The 17603-nt window shown below is 72.6% G+C and carries 18 protein-coding genes; 8 read left to right on the plus strand and 10 right to left on the minus strand.

What is annotated here, in order from left to right; translation table 11 throughout:
• Nucleotides 1-80: 80 nt before the first annotated feature.
• The 3 genes from ACFXKG_RS00355 to ACFXKG_RS00365 all read right to left on the minus strand — a co-directional run bounded on the left by ACFXKG_RS00355 (nucleotide 81) and on the right by ACFXKG_RS00365 (nucleotide 3606).
• Nucleotides 81-1001 (minus strand): SDR family oxidoreductase, encoded by a 921-nt coding sequence (locus tag ACFXKG_RS00355; protein ID WP_384829930.1) that lies wholly within the window; start codon nucleotides 999-1001, stop codon nucleotides 81-83.
• A gap of 14 nt (nucleotides 1002-1015) precedes the next feature.
• Complete coding sequence (locus tag ACFXKG_RS00360) at nucleotides 1016-1894, minus strand: alpha/beta fold hydrolase (RefSeq protein ID WP_384831673.1); 879 nt, start codon at nucleotides 1892-1894, stop codon at nucleotides 1016-1018.
• A 113-nt stretch (nucleotides 1895-2007) separates the two neighbouring features.
• Nucleotides 2008-3606: a flavin-containing monooxygenase gene (locus ACFXKG_RS00365; protein WP_384831676.1), complete on the minus strand. Its 1599-nt coding sequence runs from the start codon at nucleotides 3604-3606 to the stop codon at nucleotides 2008-2010.
• A 142-nt stretch (nucleotides 3607-3748) separates the two neighbouring features.
• Here ACFXKG_RS00365 and ACFXKG_RS00370 point away from each other — a divergent pair, with 142 nt between their 5' ends.
• A complete protein-coding gene (locus ACFXKG_RS00370) occupies nucleotides 3749-4381 on the plus strand; it encodes a MerR family transcriptional regulator (protein WP_384831679.1) in 633 nt (210 codons plus the stop codon).
• A gap of 37 nt (nucleotides 4382-4418) precedes the next feature.
• On the opposite strand, the gene ACFXKG_RS00375 is transcribed toward ACFXKG_RS00370, so the two are convergent.
• A complete protein-coding gene (locus tag ACFXKG_RS00375) occupies nucleotides 4419-5222 on the minus strand; it encodes an exodeoxyribonuclease III (RefSeq protein WP_384829934.1) in 804 nt (267 codons plus the stop codon).
• Between the two features lie 173 nt (nucleotides 5223-5395).
• On the opposite strand from ACFXKG_RS00375, the gene ACFXKG_RS00380 reads away from it, so the two are divergent.
• The 4 genes from ACFXKG_RS00380 to ACFXKG_RS00395 all read left to right on the plus strand — a co-directional run bounded on the left by ACFXKG_RS00380 (nucleotide 5396) and on the right by ACFXKG_RS00395 (nucleotide 10608).
• Nucleotides 5396-5797 carry a PadR family transcriptional regulator gene (locus ACFXKG_RS00380; RefSeq protein WP_384829937.1) on the plus strand — a complete coding sequence of 134 codons (402 nt, stop codon included), beginning with the start codon at nucleotides 5396-5398 and terminating at the stop codon, nucleotides 5795-5797.
• Complete coding sequence (locus tag ACFXKG_RS00385; protein WP_384829940.1) at nucleotides 5794-6843, plus strand: hypothetical protein; 1050 nt, start codon at nucleotides 5794-5796, stop codon at nucleotides 6841-6843. Before ACFXKG_RS00380 ends, ACFXKG_RS00385 begins: the two co-directional genes overlap by 4 nt.
• A 169-nt stretch (nucleotides 6844-7012) precedes the next feature.
• The gene (locus ACFXKG_RS00390) at nucleotides 7013-8917 is read left to right on the plus strand and encodes a family 20 glycosylhydrolase (RefSeq protein ID WP_384829943.1); all 1905 of its coding nucleotides are present in this window, start codon (nucleotides 7013-7015) and stop codon (nucleotides 8915-8917) included.
• Nucleotides 8914-10608 carry an alpha-L-fucosidase gene (locus tag ACFXKG_RS00395; protein ID WP_384829946.1) on the plus strand — a complete coding sequence of 565 codons (1695 nt, stop codon included), beginning with the start codon at nucleotides 8914-8916 and terminating at the stop codon, nucleotides 10606-10608. Before ACFXKG_RS00390 ends, ACFXKG_RS00395 begins: the two co-directional genes overlap by 4 nt.
• Here the strand turns inward: ACFXKG_RS00395 and ACFXKG_RS00400 are convergent.
• From ACFXKG_RS00400 to ACFXKG_RS00420, 5 genes are all read right to left on the minus strand, one after another.
• Nucleotides 10590-11726 (minus strand): DUF3533 domain-containing protein, encoded by a 1137-nt coding sequence (locus ACFXKG_RS00400; RefSeq protein WP_384829948.1) that lies wholly within the window; start codon nucleotides 11724-11726, stop codon nucleotides 10590-10592. The two genes, ACFXKG_RS00395 and ACFXKG_RS00400, sit on opposite strands and share 19 nt — an antisense overlap.
• Nucleotides 11723-12397 carry a TetR/AcrR family transcriptional regulator gene (locus ACFXKG_RS00405; protein ID WP_384829951.1) on the minus strand — a complete coding sequence of 225 codons (675 nt, stop codon included), beginning with the start codon at nucleotides 12395-12397 and terminating at the stop codon, nucleotides 11723-11725. The genes ACFXKG_RS00400 and ACFXKG_RS00405 overlap by 4 nt, the downstream gene beginning before the upstream one ends.
• Nucleotides 12398-12565: 168 nt before the next feature.
• A complete protein-coding gene (locus ACFXKG_RS00410; protein ID WP_384829954.1) occupies nucleotides 12566-12973 on the minus strand; it encodes a rodlin in 408 nt (135 codons plus the stop codon).
• 28 nt (nucleotides 12974-13001) lie between these two features.
• Entirely contained in the window at nucleotides 13002-13409 is a 408-nt protein-coding gene (locus ACFXKG_RS00415) for a rodlin (protein WP_384829957.1), read from the minus strand.
• Between the two features lie 167 nt (nucleotides 13410-13576).
• Nucleotides 13577-13987, minus strand: coding sequence for a rodlin (locus ACFXKG_RS00420; protein ID WP_382886180.1), 411 nt, complete (start codon nucleotides 13985-13987; stop codon nucleotides 13577-13579).
• A gap of 230 nt (nucleotides 13988-14217) precedes the next feature.
• Here ACFXKG_RS00420 and ACFXKG_RS00425 point away from each other — a divergent pair, with 230 nt between their 5' ends.
• The 3 genes from ACFXKG_RS00425 to ACFXKG_RS00435 all read left to right on the plus strand — a co-directional run bounded on the left by ACFXKG_RS00425 (nucleotide 14218) and on the right by ACFXKG_RS00435 (nucleotide 16220).
• Nucleotides 14218-14628: a rodlin gene (locus tag ACFXKG_RS00425; RefSeq protein WP_382886709.1), complete on the plus strand. Its 411-nt coding sequence runs from the start codon at nucleotides 14218-14220 to the stop codon at nucleotides 14626-14628.
• Between the two features lie 289 nt (nucleotides 14629-14917).
• Entirely contained in the window at nucleotides 14918-15151 is a 234-nt protein-coding gene (locus ACFXKG_RS00430) for a chaplin (protein ID WP_384829961.1), read from the plus strand.
• Between the two features lie 178 nt (nucleotides 15152-15329).
• Nucleotides 15330-16220 carry a chaplin gene (locus tag ACFXKG_RS00435; RefSeq protein WP_384829963.1) on the plus strand — a complete coding sequence of 297 codons (891 nt, stop codon included), beginning with the start codon at nucleotides 15330-15332 and terminating at the stop codon, nucleotides 16218-16220.
• 97 nt (nucleotides 16221-16317) lie between these two features.
• Here ACFXKG_RS00435 and ACFXKG_RS00440 read toward each other — a convergent pair whose 3' ends face one another.
• The gene (locus ACFXKG_RS00440; protein ID WP_384829966.1) at nucleotides 16318-17586 is read right to left on the minus strand and encodes an FAD-dependent oxidoreductase; all 1269 of its coding nucleotides are present in this window, start codon (nucleotides 17584-17586) and stop codon (nucleotides 16318-16320) included.
• Between the last annotated feature and the right edge of the window lie 17 nt (nucleotides 17587-17603).

The following is a 17603-nucleotide window of genomic DNA, read 5'->3' on the forward strand; positions in this document are numbered from 1 at the left end:
GGTGGGGCCTCGACCAGACTGACACGCTCGGACATTCACCGCATTTCGGTATTTCGGCATTTCGGTATTCCGGTATTTCCTTACGCTCCGTGCGTGCCCCCGGCCGCGCGGCGTCCGCGCGCCGCCTCGTCGGCCGCCCCTCCCGCGCCCACCAGCCCCTGCCCCGTCTCCGCCAGGCGCGGCCCGAAACGCCGCAGCTCGCGCCCGGCGCCCCGCGCGATCACTCCGGGCAGGTACCCCCGTACGGGCTGTGTCCCGCGCAGCCACCACTGCGCGTACACATGCGGCGCGCGGCGCTCTATCCCGGCGATGATCCGGTCCACGGCGGGGCCCGGCGGATAGGTACGGTTCGCCGGCCACGGCAGCCGCTGCCGCAGCTCGCGCAGTACGGTCTCCCGGTCCGCGCCGCGCACCATGTCGGTGTCGGTCCAGGACAGGTAGCCGACGCCGACCCGGACGCCCTGGTGGGCGACCTCGGCGCGCAGGCAGTGCGCGAACGCCTCGGCGCCGGACTTGGAGGCGCAGTACGCGCTCATCATCGGCGCCGGGACGATCGCGGCGAGCGACGCGATCTGCAGGAAGTAGCCGTGGCTGCGCCGGAGCGCGGGCAGGAAGGCGCGCGCCGTCACCGCGCCGCCGATCAGATTCACCTCGATCACGCGCCGCCACGCGTCCGGGTCGGAGCCGTCGACCGGGCCCCCGGCCGCCACACCCGCGTTGGCGACGACGATGTCCACCCTCCCGAAGCGCTCACCGGCCTCCTGGGCGACCCGCGCCATCGCCGCGTCGTCGGTGACATCGGCGTACCAGTGGGCGCACTCGGTGTGCAGCCGGCCCGCGACCGCCTTCAACTCGTCCGCCTCCAGACCGACGAGCGCCACCTTGGCACCGCGCGCGGAGAGCTTGCGGGCGAGGAGTTCCCCGACGCCGCGCGCCGCGCCGGTGACGACGGCGACCTGCCCGTCGAGCCGGCCGGACGCCACACCTTTCGTGATCTTCATGCCCCTCATACCCCTCATGTGACGGTCTCCTTCTCCGGACCCAGGTACGTGGTGACCAGTGCGCGGATCGCGGCGGTGACGGCCTCCGGCGCCTCCACGGGCGTCATGTGCCCGACCCCGGTGAGCACGGTGAGCCCGGTGCAGTCGGGCAGCAGAGCGGCGAGCGCGCGGGCGCGGACGGGCGGGGTGAGCCGGTCGTCGGCGCCCGCGACGACGGCGGCGGGCACGCGCAACTCCCTCGCCTCGGCGTCGAGATCGAGCTCCCGGAGCACCTGCGCCCAGGCGACCCGGACCGCGCGCGGGCACGCGTGCACCAGGCGGGCGCACTCCGCGACGCGCTCGGGCGCGGCGCCCGGCCCCATCGTCCCGTACCGCAGCAGCTTCCTGGAGAGCGGTGTGACGGGCCCCAGCGGAAGGCCGGAGCCGAGCAGGCCCCCGGTGATCCGGGTGCGCAGGGCGCCGGCGGGCAGCGGCAGGACCCGGGCGTCCGGGACCAGCCGCGAACTGCCCGTACCGCACAGCAGGACGGCGGCGGCATGCTCCCGGAAGGCGGGGCGGCGGGCGGCGGCCATCAGCGTCATGCCGCCCATGGAGTGCCCGGCGAGCACGGCGCGCTCCCCCGGTGCGAGGGTGCGGCGGAGCACGGCCTCCAGATCGTCGGCGAGGGCGCCGGTGGAGTAGCCGGCGGGGTGCGCGGGGGCGGGCACCGCCGAACGGCCGTGGCCGCGCTGGTCGTAGACGATCACCCGGTGGCCGACGGCCAGCTCCGCGAGTTGCGCGGCCCAGAAGCGGACCGAGCAGGTCCAGCCGTGGCAGAGGACGACCGTCGGCCGGCCGTCCTCGCCGTGGACCTCGACGTGGATACGGGTGCCGTCGGCGGATACGGCGGACAGTTCGCGTTCCCGGTGCGGCCCGGGCCCGCCGCGCGGCTCACGCGCCCCGTCCGCCCCGCCTGTTCGGCGCGGCTCCCGCTCCCCGTCCGCGTCCCGTATTCGGCGCGGTCTGCTCATCGCGTGGCCTCCTCGGTCGGCCTGGTCGGCGTCGTCACGGCCCGCCCGCCGGGGCCGTCGGCGTTCGCCTTCCCGCCGGGACCGGCGGCCTCCGTCTCCCCGGCGGGGCCCGGACCGGGGCGGATCACCTCGTACTCGGCGAGATCGATCTCCCGCGTGGCGCGCCGGAACTCGCCCGGGGTGCCCGGCCACAGGGTGGTGTTGCGGCCGCCCGCGTCCAGGTACCAGCTCGAACAGCCGCCGGTGCTCCAGACCGTGCGGCGCAGGCGCTCCTGCACCCGCCGGTTCCAGGCGGCCACGGCGGCCGGGCGCGGCGTCAGGACGGCTCCCCGCCCGCCCAGCGCGTCGAGTTGCCGCAGGTAGTCGGCCATGTAGGCGAGTTGGGCCTCGATCATCAGGATCATCGAGGAGTTGCCGAGGCCGGTGTTGGGGCCGATGATCGTCATCCAGTTGGGGAACCCGACGGCCGTCGCGCCGCGCAGCGACGCCATGCCGCCCTTCCACCACTCCGCCAGCGTCCGGCCGTCCGCGCCCACCACCCGGTCGGTGACCGGCAGGTCGGTGACGTGGAAGCCGGTGCCGAAGACGATCGCGTCGGCCACCGCCTCCGTACCGTCCGCCGCGACCAGCGTGGAGCCGCGCACCTCGGCCAGCCCGGAGGCGACGAGATCCACGTTGGGGCGGGCGAGCGCCGGATAGTAGGCGCTGGAGAGCAGGATGCGCTTGCAGCCGATGCGGTACGAGGGCGTCAGCTTCGCCCGGAGCACCGGATCCTTGACCGCCCGGGCGATGTTGGCCCGGGCGAGGGACTCGGCGAGCCCGAGTTGGTCCGGATGCTTGGTGAAGGCCTGCACCTGCAGCTCCCTGATGCCCCGGAGGACCGAGCGCCGCACCGCCCCGGTGAAGGGCAGACTCCGGTGCAGGGCGCGCTCGGCGCCGGTGATCGCGCGGTCGGCGCGCGGCATCACCCAGGCCGGCGTCCGCTGGAAGAGCGTCAGCCTCGCCACGTCGGGCTGGATCGCGGGCACGATCTGGATCGCCGAGGCGCCGGTGCCGACCACGGCGACGCGCTTGCCGCGCAGGTCGTAACCGTGGTCCCAGCGCGCCGAATGGAAGACCTTCCCGGGGAAGCCGTCGAGCCCGGGGATCGCGGGGACCTTCGGGTCGGAGAGTGCCCCGGTCGCGGAGACGACGACGTCCGCGGTGAGGGTCCCCCCGGAGGTCTCGATCTCCCAGTGCCGGGCGTCGCCGTCCCAGCGCATCAGCCGCACCTCGTGGTTCAGGCGCAGATGGGGCCGGAGCCCGAAGGTGTCCGCGACATGCTCCAGATACGCCCTGATGTGGCGCTGCCCGGAGAAGGTACGCGGCCAGTCGGGGTTGGGCGCGAAGGAGAACGAATAGAGGTGCGAGGGTACGTCGCAGGCGCACCCCGGATAGTCGTTGTCCCGCCAGGTCCCGCCGACGGAGCCGGCGCGCTCCAGGACGACGAAGTCGGTGATCCCCTCCCGGCGCAGCCGGACGGCGGCCCCGAGCCCGCCGAATCCGGATCCGACCACGGCCACCCGTACGTGCCGGCGCTCGTCGTGCCCGTCCACGGCCACCCTCCGATCCCACGCCACCGCGCCAGCGATCACTGGCACGATGGTGAGGGTAGAGCAGTCGGCTACTCATGGGTAGGGGTCGGGCCAAAGCAAGTTACCGGCGGTACGCCCTAAGCTGCCCGCCATGGAATACCGCATGGAGGAGCTGGCCCGCGCCGCGGGCATCACGGTGCGCACCGTGCGCTTCTACCGCGAGCGGGGCCTGCTCCCGGCACCCCGGCGCGAGGGCCGGATCGCCTGGTACGACGACCACCACCTGGTCCGGCTCCGCACCATCGCGGCGCTCCTGGAGCGCGGCCACACCCTGACCGGGATCGCGGACCTCGCCACCACCTTCGAGAGCGGACGCGACGTCGGCGAGGTCCTCGGCCTCGGGCTCGGCGAACCGACGGAGGAGACCCCGGTACGGCTCTCCCCGGAGGAACTGGCCGACCACTTCGAGGACGGCGTCACCCCGGAGAACCTGGCGACGGCGCTGGAACTCGGCTACCTGGCCACGGACGGCGACGAGATAGTCCACATCAGCCGCCGTCTGCTGGACGTCTCCTCGGCCCTGGTCCGCGAGGGCGTCCCCCTCGCGGCGGTCCTGGCGGCGGCCCGCGAGGTCCGCGCCCACGCGGACGCGATGGCCGACCTCTTCGCGACGGTCCTCCGCACCCACGCCCCCGCGTCGGACCCGGCGAAGCTGCGCCCGCTGGCGCGCAGCGTGGTGGAGGCGGAGCTGTCGATGGCCCTGGACCGCCGCCTGCGCCCGGCCCGGCCCGACTGACCTGCGGATCCGCACTTGGACGGGGAGCGGCGTGCGGCTACAGGTCGTACACCGCCGTCACCGGCGCGTGGTCGCTCCACCGCTCCGCATGGCTCGCGGCCCGCTCCACGTACGCCTTCACCGCACGGCCGGCCAGCCCCGGCGTCGCGACGTGGTAGTCGATGCGCCAGCCCGAGTCGTTGTCGAAGGCGCGACCACGGTAGGACCACCAGGAGTACGGGCCCTCCTGATCCGGATGGAGCGCGCGCACCACGTCGACGTACCCCGCGCCCGGCTCCTCGAAGACCCGGGTCAGCCAGGCGCGCTCCTCGGGGAGGAAGCCGGAGGCCTTGCGGTTGGCCTTCCAGTTCTTGAGGTCGGCCTCCCGGTGGGCGATGTTCCAGTCGCCGCAGACGACCACCTCGCGCCCGTCGGCCGCCGCGCGCTCGCGCAGCCCCTCCAGGTACGGCAGGAACGCGTCCATGAAGCGGATCTTCTCGTCCTGCCGCTCGGTGCCGACCTCGCCCGACGGCAGATAGAGGCTCGCGACCGTGATCCCGGGCAGATCGATCTCCGCGTACCGCCCGCTCGCGTCGAACTCCGCGCTGCCGAAGCCGATCCGGGTCGCGTCCGGCTCCCGGCGCGAGTAGAGCGAGACCCCGGCGCGCCCCTTGGCGGTGGCGGGCGCGTGCAGCGCGTGCCAGCCCTCGGGCGCCCGTACGTCGTCGGGGAGCTGGTGGGGCTCCGCCCGTACCTCCTGGAGGCAGACCACATCGGCGGAGGTGGCCGCGAGCCATTCCACGAAGCCCTTCTTCGCGGCGGCGCGGAGCCCGTTCACGTTCACGCTGGTCACGGTGTACAAAACATCATCTTCCGTCGCACAGAACAGGCGGGCAGCCTACCCGGTCGCCGGGCGGAGGCCGCGCCCGCGCTCCTGGATCCCGCCAACACCCCCTACCCCTTCTGCTAGTCTGAATTCGAACTAGTCAACTTATGCGTCTACTCGACAACGGGACAAGGACGACGGGAGGCCGCATGCCCGGGAAACCGGTGGACTGGCAGGCAGGCTGGCTGCGCGGCGCGCTCGAACTCGCCCTCGCCGCCGTCCTCGCGGAGGGCGACGGCCACGGCTACGCGCTGGCCCAGCGGCTGGACGAACACGGCTTCGGCAAGGTCAAGGGCGCCGCGCTCTACCCGGTGCTGGGCCGGATGGAGCGGGACGGCGCGGTGAGCGCCAACTGGGAGCCGGGGGAGGGCGGTCCCGGCCGGAAGGTGTACGCGCTCACCCCGGCCGGCCGGAAGCGGCTCGGGGAGCAGCGGACGGAGTGGACCCGGTTCTCGGTGCTCATGGACGGACTGCTGGCGCAGGCACCGGACGCACCACCCACATTGCACACATCGCAGGCACCGGAGCGATCGCCTCAGGAGGAACGATGACCGAGACGCACAGCACGACGGCAGAGCAGTGGTCGGACCGGCTGAAGTACCGGCTGGCGGGTCAGCCCGGCATGGACCGCGCCACGATCACCGAGATACTCGACGAGGTCACCGCGCACTGCGCCGAGACCGGCCTGCACCCCGAGGAGGCGTTCGGCTCGCCCGACGAGTTCGCCGTCCAGGCCGCCCGTGACCGGGTGCCGGTCGAGGAGCGGGCGCGGCGCGACTGGGCCTTCCGGGCACCTTCGTACTACTGGTCCACCGGCCTGATCGCCATCACCGGCATGCTGGCGCTCTTCGCCGTCTTCACCCTCGTCGAGACGGGCCTCTGGTTCGACGTGACGGTGTCGGGGCTGACCGGCGTCGCGCTGATCATCGCCGCCTCCCAGCTCTGCTGGCTCGCCCTGGGGCGGCACGCCGACGGGCGGCTGCGGGCCGCCGCCGTCGCCGGTGGCGGCGCCGCCGTGCTGGTGGTCGGGGCCGCGCTCGCCCTCCTCTCGCTGCCGGACGACCGGCTCACCCGTTTCCCGACCCTGGCGCTGCTCCCGCTCTGCGTGGCGCTGCACGCCCTGACCGTACGGCTCAGGCCCGAGGACGACGCGTCCGCCTCCGCGTCGCCCGAGCCGGCCGACCCCACCGACCCCGAGCAGTGGCTGCGCCGGCTCGAAGCGCTGCTGCGGGGACGCCACAAGCTGCCGCGCCGCCGGGCCGCCGAGCTGGCCGCCGAGGCCCGTGACCACCTTGCCGTGAGCGGGAGTTCACCGGCGGAGGAGTTCGGTTCCGTGGCGGTGTACGCGCTCCGGCTGGCCGAGCACGCGGGCCCCCGCGCCTGGTGGTCGCGCTCCGCCTGGCTGGAGTCGGCCGTCACCGCCGCCGTCCTCACCGTCTGGGCGGTCCGGCTCTACCAGGGCGACACCGGCTGGGTGTTCTGGGTCGTCACCGTGCTGCTGGCCGGCGCCGGACTGATCCGCGCCGTGGCGGTGCTGACGGCCAAGTCGTCGGACAAGCCGTCGGACAGGCCGTCAAGCAAGACGTCAGGCAAGTAGTCGAACCAGCCGTCAACTTGAGGGCGAGCACCGGAGCATCAGCCACCTCCGAGGGGTACACATCGGATGATCTGATTCCTCAGGAGGTGCCGTATCCATGCTCCACCGTGCCAGAGCAACATCCGCCTCACCAAAGATCCGAGGGATAGCGCGGCTCACCGGGGTCCTCGTGACAGCACTGCTGCTGGTCACGGGGATCGCGCCGGCCGCACCCGCCGCACCCGCCGCGCCGGCCGCACCCGCCACCGAGGCCGCCACCAAGGCCACCGCTCCCCGTACCGTCCCCGCCCTCACCAACTGGACCGCGCAGTCCGGTGAGTTCACCTTCACCGGCGCCACCCGGCTCGTCGTCCCCCCGGGCGACGCCGCCGCGCGCCGCACCGCCGACACCCTCGCCGAGGACCTCGGCGCCGCGGGCCGGGGCTCCGTCCCCGTCGCCGCCGTACGCGGCAGCGGCCGCCCCGGGGACATCCTGATCGCGACCGACCCCGGGCGGGACGGCACCCTGGGGGCCGAGGGATACGAACTCGGCGTCACCGACCGGGTCCGGATCACCGGAGCCACCGCCGCCGGCGCCTTCTACGGCACCCGCACCCTGCTCCAGCTCCTCGCCACCGCCGACCGCGTCCCCGCGGGCCGCACCGTCGACGTACCCGCGTACAAGGAGCGGGGTGTGGGCGTCTGCGCCTGCTACATCCACATCACCCCGGACTGGCTGGAGAACCTGGTCCGCGACATGGCGTACCTGAAGCTCAACCAGCTGCTGCTGGAGCTGAAGGTGAAGAGCGACAGCCACCCGGAGGCCAACACCTGGGGCTACTACACCAAGGACGAGATACGGCGGCTCGTCGCGCTCGGCGACCGCTACCACATCACCATCGTCCCGGAGATCAACTCCCCCGGCCACATGGACCCGTGGATCGAGCGCCGCCCCGATCTCCAGCTCACCGACTCCGACGGCGCCGCCCAGCCCTCGCGCCTCGACGTCACCAGCCCGGCCGCCTTCTCCTACTACACCAGCCTCATGGACGAGTACGCCGAGGTCTTCACCGCGCCCGTCTGGCACATGGGCGCGGACGAGTACATGCTCGGCTCCGACTTCGCGAAGTACCCGCACATCCTGGAGTACGCGCGCCGCCAGTACGGCCCCACCGCCACCCCGCAGGACGCCTTCATCGACTTCGTCAACCGTGTCCAGGCCTACGCGGCGGACCGCGGCAAACGCCTGCGGATCTGGAACGACGGACTGACCGGCGACCACACCGTCCCCGTCGCCGCGGGCACCACCGTCGAGCACTGGCTCAACGTCAGGACCAAGCCGAGCGAACTCCTCGCCCAGGGCTATCCGCTCATGAACGCCTCGTACTCCCTCTACCTCATCCGCGGCGGCTTCCACATGAACACCGCCTCCCTGTACGAGCAGGGCTGGGACCCGCGCAGCTTCGAGGGCGAGAAGGTCGCCTCCGCCGCCGGGATCACCGGCGCGAAGATCAGCCTCTGGCCCGACAACGGGCGCGGCGAGACCGAGAACGAGGTCGCCGCGGGCATGTTCCTGCCGCTGCGCTACATCGCCCAGACCACCTGGGGCATCCCGCGCCCCGACCCGGGTTACGCCGAGTTCACCGCCCGCGCCAATGCCCTCGGACACGCGCCGGGCCACACCGACCTCACCCGCCCACCGCTGCCCGACGGCACCTACGCGCTGCGCGACGCGGCCGGCCAACTTCCCGCCACCGCCCGCCGGATCACCCGTACCGCCGACGGCTACGTCACCCTCACCGACCCCGCCACGGGCCGGTGCGCGGAGACCAGGAGCGGCAAGCTGACCCTCAACACCCCGCTGGAGCCCGGCAGTCAGGTCACCCAGGAGGTCTGCTCCGCCGCCAACACCCTGCAGCGCTGGCAACTGGTCCCGGCGCAGGGCGGATTCCACCTCACCAACGCGATCACCCGGATGTCCGTCGTCCTCACCGCCGACGGACGGTGGGTCCAGTACCCGCCGGACCAGCGCCCGCCCACCGTCTGGACGGCCACCGCCGCCACGGCGCAGCAGCAGAAGGGAAACCGCTCATGACCCTCGGAAGACGCCCGTTCGTCGCGGGCCTCGGCGCACTCGGCGCGGCCGGCGCACTCGCCGGGGAAACCCTCCTCCCGTACGCGAACGCGCACGCGACCCCGCGCCGTACCCCGGACACCGTCACGGACTCCGCCACCGGCACCCTCGCCGACGAGACGGCCTCCCGCGTCCCCGTCGGCCCCGGCGACACCCCCGACCAGCTCGTGGCGAAGGCGGCCGGCCTGCGCCCCACCGAGCGCCAGATAGCGTGGCAGCGGCTGGAGCGGACCGCGTTCCTGCATTTCGGCGTGAACACCTTCACCGGCCTCGAATGGGGCACCGGCGACGAGGACCCCGATGTCTTCCAGCCCGTCGGCCTGGACACCGACCAGTGGGCGCGCGCCCTGCGCGACGGCGGCTTCTCGCTCGCCATCCTCACCGTCAAGCACCACGACGGGTTTGTTCTCCACCCCACCCGCTACACCGGCCACAGCGTCGCCTCCAGCACCTGGGAGGCGGGCCGCGGCGATGTGCTGCGCTCCTTCGCGGACTCGATGCGCGCCCACGGCATCAAGGTCGGCGTGTACATCTCCCCCGCCGACGAGAACCAGTACCTGCACGGCGTCTACGCCAACGGCAGCGCCCGCACCCCCCGCGCCATCCCCACCCTGGTGGACGGCGACGACCGCGCCGGACAGGACGGCTCCCCGGCCCCGGGGCTCCCGGTCTTCCGGCTCCCCGCCACCGACTACGGCGCCCATATGCTCAACCACCTCTACGAGGTGCTCACCGAGTACGGCCCCGTGGACGAGGTCTGGTTCGACGGCGCCCAGGGCCGTATCCCGCCCGAGCACGTCGAGGTCTACGACTGGGACAGCTGGTACGAGCTGATCCGCGCCCTCGCCCCGCAGGCGGCCGTCGCCGTCTCCGGGCCCGATGTCCGCTGGGTCGGCAACGAGGGCGGTTCGGCCCGCGAGAACGAGTGGAGCACCGTCCCCGTCAAGGCGGTGGCCAACGGCCGTACGGACTTCGCCCTCTCGTACGACACCCCCGACCAGGGCAGCCGCGACGCCCTGGTCCGGGCCCGGCCGAACAGCGACTTCCTCCAGTGGTGGCCCGCCGAGTGCGATGTGTCGATCCGCCCGGGCTGGTTCTTCCACGCGGACGAACGCCCCAAGACGGCCCGGCAGCTCACCGACCTCTACTTCCAGTCGGTCGGCCGTAACGCGGTCCTCCTGCTGAACGTCCCGCCCGACCGGCGCGGACAGTTCGACCCGGCGGACGTGGCGGCCCTCAGCGCCTTCGCGGAGCGCGTACGCCGCGAACTCCCCGAGGACCTGGCCCGGCGCGCCCGGGCCGGCGGCGACGGCACCGACCCCGGCCGGGCCGTCGACGGCGACCCGGACACCTCGTGGACGGCCCCGGCACCGTCGACCGGAACGCTCACCCTGGACCTGCCCGGCCCGACGGCCGTCGACCGGATCCGGCTGGCCGAGAACATCCGCCACGGCCAGCAGGTCGAACGGGCCGTGGTGGAGGCCGAGTTGTCCACGGGCTGGACGGAGGTCACCCGTACGGGCACGATCGGCGCCAGCCGTATCCTGCTGCTGCCCGCCCCGGTCACCGCCCGCCGCTGGCGGCTGCGCGTCCTCGCCTCCCGGCAGCAGGCCCGCATCGCCGAGTTCGGCCTCTACCGCTCCACACTCTGACCGCTCGCCACGTCCGCCCGGTCCGCCACCCCGGCAGGCTCCGTGGTCTCCACGGCCTGCCCGCCCCGGTGGCGGGCCGAGGCGAGCACGGCGACCGCGGTGCCGGCCACCGCGTAGGCGGCCAGCACCCAGAGCGGTCCCGCGAGGGCGTTGCCGGAGAAGTACACGGTGTTGCGTACGGCGGTGGTGCCCGCCCCGGTGGGGATGTAGTCACCGATGGCCCGCCAGAACGGCGGCAGCAGCGTGCTGGGGAACGCGCCGCCCGCGCTGGGGTTGCCCAGGACGACGAAGACGAGGATCGTCACGCCGATCCCGATGATGCCCAGCAGCACCTGGAGCGCGACGGTGGCCGCCGCGGCGGCGAAGACGGTCAGCGCGCCGATCGCCCAGAGCTGCGCGAAGTGGCCGTCCAGCGCCCCGAGCACGGGCCCCGCGATCAGGGCGCCGCCCAGCCCCGAGACCACCGCGTACACCGCCAGGACGCCGAGCCTGACGACCGTACGGTGGAGGTTGGCCGGCCGGGCCCCGGAGGCGACACCGAGGATGGCCGCGGCGAGATAGCCGCCCACGATCCAGCCGATGGCCAGGTAGAACGAGGAGAGACCGCGCCCGTCGCCCGCCGCGGGCGGCAGGATGTCCTCGGTCGTGACCGTACGGTTCTGCGCCGCGTCGGCCTTCTCGATGATCCGGGTGACCGCGGTCGGGACGGCGGGCCCGCCCGCGGACGCCACGAGCAGCCTGTCCTCGGTGCCCTGCGGGTTCACGAGGAGGACGGCGTCGACGGTGCGGTCGTGGATCAGCGCGCGCCCGGCGGCCTCGTCCGCGGCGGTACGCGGTGCGAGGGGTTCGCCGTCCAGGGCGCCCAGCCGGTCGACGGTCCCCGCGGCGACCTGGCCCGGCGCCACGACGGCGAGGGGGATCCGGTGCGGGGAGGGCGCGTGGAAGGCCCCGATGTACGACAGGATGAACGCGAGCTGGAGGACCAGCCCCCCGACGACGAGCAGCACACCGCGCGCGCTGAGCGCGTCCCGCAGCTCGGCGGCGAACCCGCGGGACGGCGCCGCGCCGGATATGGACGGATCGGACAGCTCAGACAGCTCGGACAGCTCGGCGCTCATCGCTCGGGGGTTCCTTCGGAATCGTTCGGGTGGGGGGTGTCCGCCGCGGTGGTCAGGGCGCGGACGAGGTACGGGGCGATCCGCCGCGACAGCCCCTCGGTCCGCCGGAGCCCCCGCGCCCCTTGGACGGGCCCGGGGGTCCCTGCCGATCCGAGGGCGCTGATGCCCTTGAACAGGGCGATGAGCAGCCGGGCCCCGTCGGCGGCGTCGATCGTGGGGCGCAGCTCGGTCCTGGCCAGGGTCTCCGTGATCATTCCGGCCACGCCCTGGACCAGGCGTTCCTCGTGGACGGCCAGCAGCTCGGCCACGGCGGGGGTGCGGGCCGCGTGCAGGGTGAACTCCATGGAGACGAGGAACCACTGCCGCTGCCGGTCGGCCCGGTCCGCCAGGTAGGCCAGCAGCCCGTCGACCAGGTCCTCGCCCGGGTCCAGCCGGGCGGCCTCGGCCCGCAGGTCCGCCAGCAGGCGGTCGGCCTGCGCGTCGTACAGCGCGAGGAACAGCTCTTCCTTGTCGCGGTAGTTGGAGTAGAAGGCGCCCCGGGTGAGACCGGCGCGCTCGACGATGTCGCTGATGGAGGTGGCGTGGAAGCCGCGCTCCGTGAAGAGGGCCAGCGCGCTGTCGGTCAGCGAGGCCACCGTGAGGGGGCGGCGTTTGGTCGGTGACTTCGGCATGGAAGGGACCCTCTCTCGCGCTCCGATCAACGGATACATCATGTATCCGATACGCCATGTATGCAAAATGACCCCGCACACGCCGGAGGCCCGTACCGGGACCGCCCGCACATGCCGGAGGCCCGGCCCCGCGGTGTGAACCGCCGGGCCGGGCCTCCGGGTGTGACGTCAGTGGTTGGCGACGCCGTTGCCGGAAAGGACCGGGATGTCGTCGAGGATGTGCGACAGCGGCTCGTCGCCCTTGGCCTGCGTCGAGTTCTCGACACACTGCTGGTTCTGCGGGGACGACAGGACGTTGACGTCCTGGACCGCGAGCGCGAGGCCACCGATCAGGCCCCCGACGTTCGCCTTGACCGGCAGACCGATGCAGGGCTTGTTCAGCGAGCCCTGGACCAGGCCGAGCTGGGGGCTCTGGTCGCCCTTGGTCACGGCGTTGCCGAACGAGCTGTCCGCGCCGTTGCCGCTGAAGGATGTCGTACCACCGTCATCGGCGATGGCGAGCGCCGGCGACGCCATGGCGGCGGTCGCGCCGACGAGGGTCGTGGCCACAGCGGCGGTTGCCCACAGCTTCTTCATGGTGAATACCTTCCGGAAAGTTGGGTTCTCAGTGGTTGCCGACGCCGTTCCCGGACAGGACCGGGATGTCGTCGAGGATGTGCGACAGCGGCTCGTCGCCCTTCGCCTGCGTCGAGTTCTCGACACACTGCTGGTTCTGCGGGGACGACAGGACATTGACGTCCTGGACCGCGACCGCGAGGAGACCGATCAGACCCCCGACGTTCGCCTTGACCGGCAGACCGATGCAGGGCTTGTTCAGCGAGCCCTGGACCAGGCCGAGCTGGGGGCTCTGGTCGCCCTTGGTCACCGAGTTGCCGAAGTTCTGCTCGGCGCCGTTGCCGCTGAAGGACGTCGTACCACCGTCATCGGCGATGGCGAGCGCCGGCGACGCCATGGCGGCCGTAGCACCGACAAGGGTCGCGGCCACAGCGGCGGTCGCCCACAGCTTCTTCATGTAAATACCTTTCCGGAAAGTCGGACTCCACCGGTGGAATCCATTGCGTTCAACTGCCTACGGGTGGATTAGTTTCTGCGGTTCCCTCTAATGGAGTACCGCCCCGCAGACAAAAAGGCCGGACCGCCGCGGAGAACAGCGGCGCCCCGGCCCCGACGGCCGATTTCTCAGCGGTTCGCGGTGCCGTTCCCGGACAGGATCGGAATGTTGTCCAGGATGTGCGACAGTGCCTCGTCACCCTTGGCCTGCGTCGAGTTCTCGACACACTGCTGGTTCTGCGGGGACGACAGGATGTTGAGGTCCTGGACCGAGATCGGCAGCACACCCAGGAGTCCGCCGATGTTCGCCTTGGCGGGCAGGGCGATGCAGGGCTTGTTGAACGAGCCCTGGATGAGCGCGAACTGCGGGCTCATGTTGCCGTAGGTCGCCGAGTTGCCGTACCACTGCTCAGCGCCGTTGCCGCTGGCCGACGTGGTACCGCCGTCGTTGGCGATGGCGAGGGCCGGGGCCGCCGTGGCGGCGGAGACGCCGACTACGGAGGCGGCGACGGCCGCGCCGGCCATAACCTTCTTGATCACGATGAGTCCCCTTCTGAAGGATGCCCCAAAATCGCCGGGGCCCCCTGTGCAACTCCCTGCCACCGGTTTGGTTGTGGCGCTTCACTCCAACGGCCTATTACCGGCGATCTACCTCGCGGGGCGGAGCAAGCCGATCGGGTGAAGCAGGAGAACCGAGGAGAACCAAAATCACCGCCGTCTGGTTGTCAGGTCGCTCCACATGCATTTCCTGAGAAAAGGAACAGACCGTGATCAAGAAGATTATGGCGGGTGCGGCCGTGGCCGTCTCCGTCGTCGGCCTCACCGCCGCCGCCGCAGCCCCGGCACTCGCCATCGCCGATGACGGCGGCACCACGTCGTTCAGCGGCAACGGCGCCAGGGAGTCCTTCGGCAATGCGGTGACCAAGGGCGATCAGAGCCCTCAGCTGGAGCTGATCCAGGGCTCGCTGAACAAGCTGTGCGTCGGCGCGCCGGTCAAGGCCAACGTGGGTGCGGTCTTCGGCCTGCTCGCCGCCGTCGCCGTCCAGGACGTCAACGTGCTGTCCTCCCCGCAGAACCAGCAGTGCGCGGAGAACTCCACCCAGGCCAAGGGCGACGAGCCGCTGTCGCACGTCCTGGACGACATCCCGGTGCTCTCCGGCAACGGTGTCGCCAACGGCTGAGCCAGCCGGTACATCGCTCGCGCGCACCAAACGGGCCGTACGGGGCAATGGCGCCCCGTACGGCCCGTTCACCTTTCCCCGCCTGACCTGTCGACGCGGAAACGGCATCCCGCAAGGGGGCGAACGGGTGAAAGGGCAAAAATCGTAATACCGGCCAGTTTCCTTGGAACAGCCGTCTCGTTGGAGTTCCAGCAGTGGGCGTACGAACGGGAAGCCGATGGCTCCCCCACTCGTGTCCGTACGACCGTCGTGCGGATGTGTTCGCCGCTGCGGAAGGGCTCGATCCATCATGAAGTGCAAGAAGGCTGCAACGATCGTCGCCGGGCTGGTCCTGGCCATGGGGGCGGCGGCCCCCGCCATGGCCGACGCGGGCGCCGAGGGCGTTGCCGTCGGTTCCCCGGGTGTCCTCTCGGGCAATGTCGTCCAGATTCCCATCCACGTACCGATCAACGTCTGTGGCAACAGCATCGACGTCATCGCGCTGCTGAACCCCACCGCCGGCAACAAGTGTGTCAACAAGTGACGTTGTGACCCCGTGACGTCCCGGGGGTGTCCCGCGGGACACCCCCTTCCGGTCCCGGAGCGCGTGCCGATCGCGCTCCGGGACCGGCCTCGGTGGGCAGGGGCCTGGCGTTCGGATCAGGCCCCGGCTCCCACCCGCGACAACGGCCGGCCGGTCCGCCGGCAGGAGGAGAAACAGAGTGCGAGACCTCATCAGCAAAGGACTGCTCACGGCCGCCGCGGCGTCCAGTGTGCTGTCCATGGGCGGCGGTTACGCCCAGGCCGCCGACGCGAACGGCGCCGCCGTCGGGTCGCCGGGGCTGCTGTCCGGCAACAACGTCCAGGTGCCGCTGGACATTCCGGTGAACGTCTGTGGCAACACCGTGGACCCCGTGGGTGTCCTCAACCCCGCCTTCGGCAACACCTGCGCCAACGTGTCGCACCCGCCGGAGCACCACGCGCCTCAGCAGCACCACATGCCTCAGCAGCATCATGGTCCGCACGGGCAGGACACTCCTCAGCAGCACCACGCTCCCCCGCAGTACGACGCCCCGCAGCACGGCTCCCCCGGCGCTCCCCACCAGGCGGTCACCGGATCCGGCAGCGAGGCCAGCAGCATCGCCAAGGGCTCGCCCGGCGTGCTCGCGGGCAACAGCGTCGAGACACCGGTCGACGTCCCCGTGAACGTCTGCGGCAACTCCGCCGACCTGGTGGGCGTCCTCAACCCGGTGTTCGGCAACACCTGCGCCAACGGCACACCGCCGGCACCCCCGGAGCGGCCCGCCGCCCCCGAGGGTCCGGAGACGCCCGACGAGGTGCCCGAGGACAGCACACCGCCGGATGACCGCTCCGTACGCCCGTCCTCCCCCGCCGGGCCCCCGCACCACGAGCCGCACGGCGAGGGCGCGCACCCGGTCACGTCCGCCGTGCTGCCCGCGGCGAGGTCGGCCGCACCGCCCGCCGCCGGCGATCCGCAGCTCGCGGCCACCGGCGGAGACCCGCGTCTCCTCGGCGCCGCGGCGGCGAGCGCCGGGCTGATCCTCGGCGGTGCGCTGCTGTACCGGCGCACCCGTGTCCCGGCCCGCGTCTGACCGCGTTACGCATGGAATCGCCGCCCGCCCGTGATCGGGCCGGGCGGCCCGACGGAGGCCGAGTCCCCGCTCCCCGGCGGGACTCGGCCTCCGTCCGTCACTTCGCGGAGAGCTGCCCCTGGCGCGTTCCCTGGCGCTGGCGCACCTTCGCGAGCGGCCCGCCCCGGGCGCCGACCCGCCGTCGTACCCCGGCCACCAGCCGCTCCGCGGTGTAGGCCGACCCGTACACGAAGCGCATCGACGGGCCGAACGACGGTGCGCTCAGCAGGCCGGCCAGGAAGAGGCCCGGGTACGAGGACTCGAAGGCGGCGCTCGCCTCGGGCGCCCTGCTCGGGCCCACGGTCCGCAGGCCGTCGGCGAGTCCGCCCTCCAGCAGGCCGAGCCGGTCGAGCCCCGGGGTGAAGCCGGTGGCGGCGATGACGTGGTCGGTCTCCACGGTCTCCGTCCGTCCCGTGGTGGCGAACAGCTCCAGCCGTAGGCGCCCGCCCGCCGGGGCCGCCATCACCACGCTCTCGCCGAGCCGTACCTCGATCCGCGCCGCCGACTCGAAGCGCTCGCGCAGCCACCACGCGCCGGCCGGGCCGAGCGCGGAGGTGAAGATCCGGGCGCGGGTCTCCTCGGGGAACCGGCGGAAGACGCCGGGGGTCTCCGCGTAGAGCCAGTTCTTCCAGCCGCAGCCGAGCCCGGTGTGCGGGGCGCGGGCCGCCGCGCCCGCGGGGCGGTCGAGCGGCGGCGGCAGGGTGTTCCAGTTCAGCCGCGCGGAGCGGGCCACCAGCCGTACGGACGTGCCCTGTTCGGCGAGGAGCGCGGCGGTCTCCAGGGCCGCCTGGCCCGCCCCGATGACCGTCACGTCACCGCCCGCGAAGCGCCCCAGATCGCAGTGGTGGCTGCTGTGCGTGACGTGCTCGCGGCCGAGCCCGAGCAGCGGCGCGGGGATGTCGATGAACGGCATCACGCCGACGGCGAGCGCCACCGTACGGGCGAGGACCTGCTCACCGTCCTCGGCGGTCAGCCGGAACCCGCCGGGGCAGGCCCGTACGGAGGTGATGTTCCGTTCGTCGACCGGCGGTGCCGCGCGCTCGGCGAACCACAGGCCGTACGAGGCGAAGAGGCCGACCGGCAGCGGAACGCCGTGCCGGGCCTCCATCCCGAGGGTGGCGGCGTAGGCGGCGAGGCCGAAGGCCCCCTTCGGGTCGGAGAGGTTCGACGCCCACGGTTCGGACTTCAGGAACATCCCCGGCGGCATGTGCTCCCGCCACGAGGCCATCGGCGTGCCGAACACTCGCAGGTCGAGCCCGGCCGCGGCGGCGTGCGCGGCGATCGAGAGTCCGTAGGGGCCGGCGCCCACAACTACCAGGTCGTGCATGGTGTGTCCCGCTCTCT

Origin of the sequence: Streptomyces sp. NPDC059255, from assembly GCF_042752355.1 — a bacterium.
Taxonomy (GTDB): domain Bacteria; phylum Actinomycetota; class Actinomycetes; order Streptomycetales; family Streptomycetaceae; genus Streptomyces.

Excerpts from the sequence above, each read along its gene's own strand:
- ACFXKG_RS00400 (WP_384829948.1), bottom strand. The coding sequence starts at position 11,726 with ATGAGCGCCGAGCTGTCCGAGCTGTCTGAGCTGTCCGATCCGTCCATA.
- ACFXKG_RS00380 (WP_384829937.1), top strand. The coding sequence starts at position 5,396 with ATGCCCGGGAAACCGGTGGACTGGCAGGCAGGCTGGCTGCGCGGCGCG.
- ACFXKG_RS00415 (WP_384829957.1), bottom strand. The coding sequence starts at position 13,409 with ATGAAGAAGCTGTGGGCGACCGCCGCTGTGGCCGCGACCCTTGTCGGT.
- ACFXKG_RS00385 (WP_384829940.1), top strand. The coding sequence starts at position 5,794 with ATGACCGAGACGCACAGCACGACGGCAGAGCAGTGGTCGGACCGGCTG.
- ACFXKG_RS00370 (WP_384831679.1), top strand. The coding sequence starts at position 3,749 with ATGGAGGAGCTGGCCCGCGCCGCGGGCATCACGGTGCGCACCGTGCGC.
- ACFXKG_RS00395 (WP_384829946.1), top strand. The coding sequence starts at position 8,914 with ATGACCCTCGGAAGACGCCCGTTCGTCGCGGGCCTCGGCGCACTCGGC.
- ACFXKG_RS00410 (WP_384829954.1), bottom strand. The coding sequence starts at position 12,973 with ATGAAGAAGCTGTGGGCAACCGCCGCTGTGGCCACGACCCTCGTCGGC.
- ACFXKG_RS00405 (WP_384829951.1), bottom strand. The coding sequence starts at position 12,397 with ATGCCGAAGTCACCGACCAAACGCCGCCCCCTCACGGTGGCCTCGCTG.
- ACFXKG_RS00440 (WP_384829966.1), bottom strand. The coding sequence starts at position 17,586 with ATGCACGACCTGGTAGTTGTGGGCGCCGGCCCCTACGGACTCTCGATC.
- ACFXKG_RS00430 (WP_384829961.1), top strand. The coding sequence starts at position 14,918 with ATGAAGTGCAAGAAGGCTGCAACGATCGTCGCCGGGCTGGTCCTGGCC.
- ACFXKG_RS00355 (WP_384829930.1), bottom strand. The coding sequence starts at position 1,001 with ATGAAGATCACGAAAGGTGTGGCGTCCGGCCGGCTCGACGGGCAGGTC.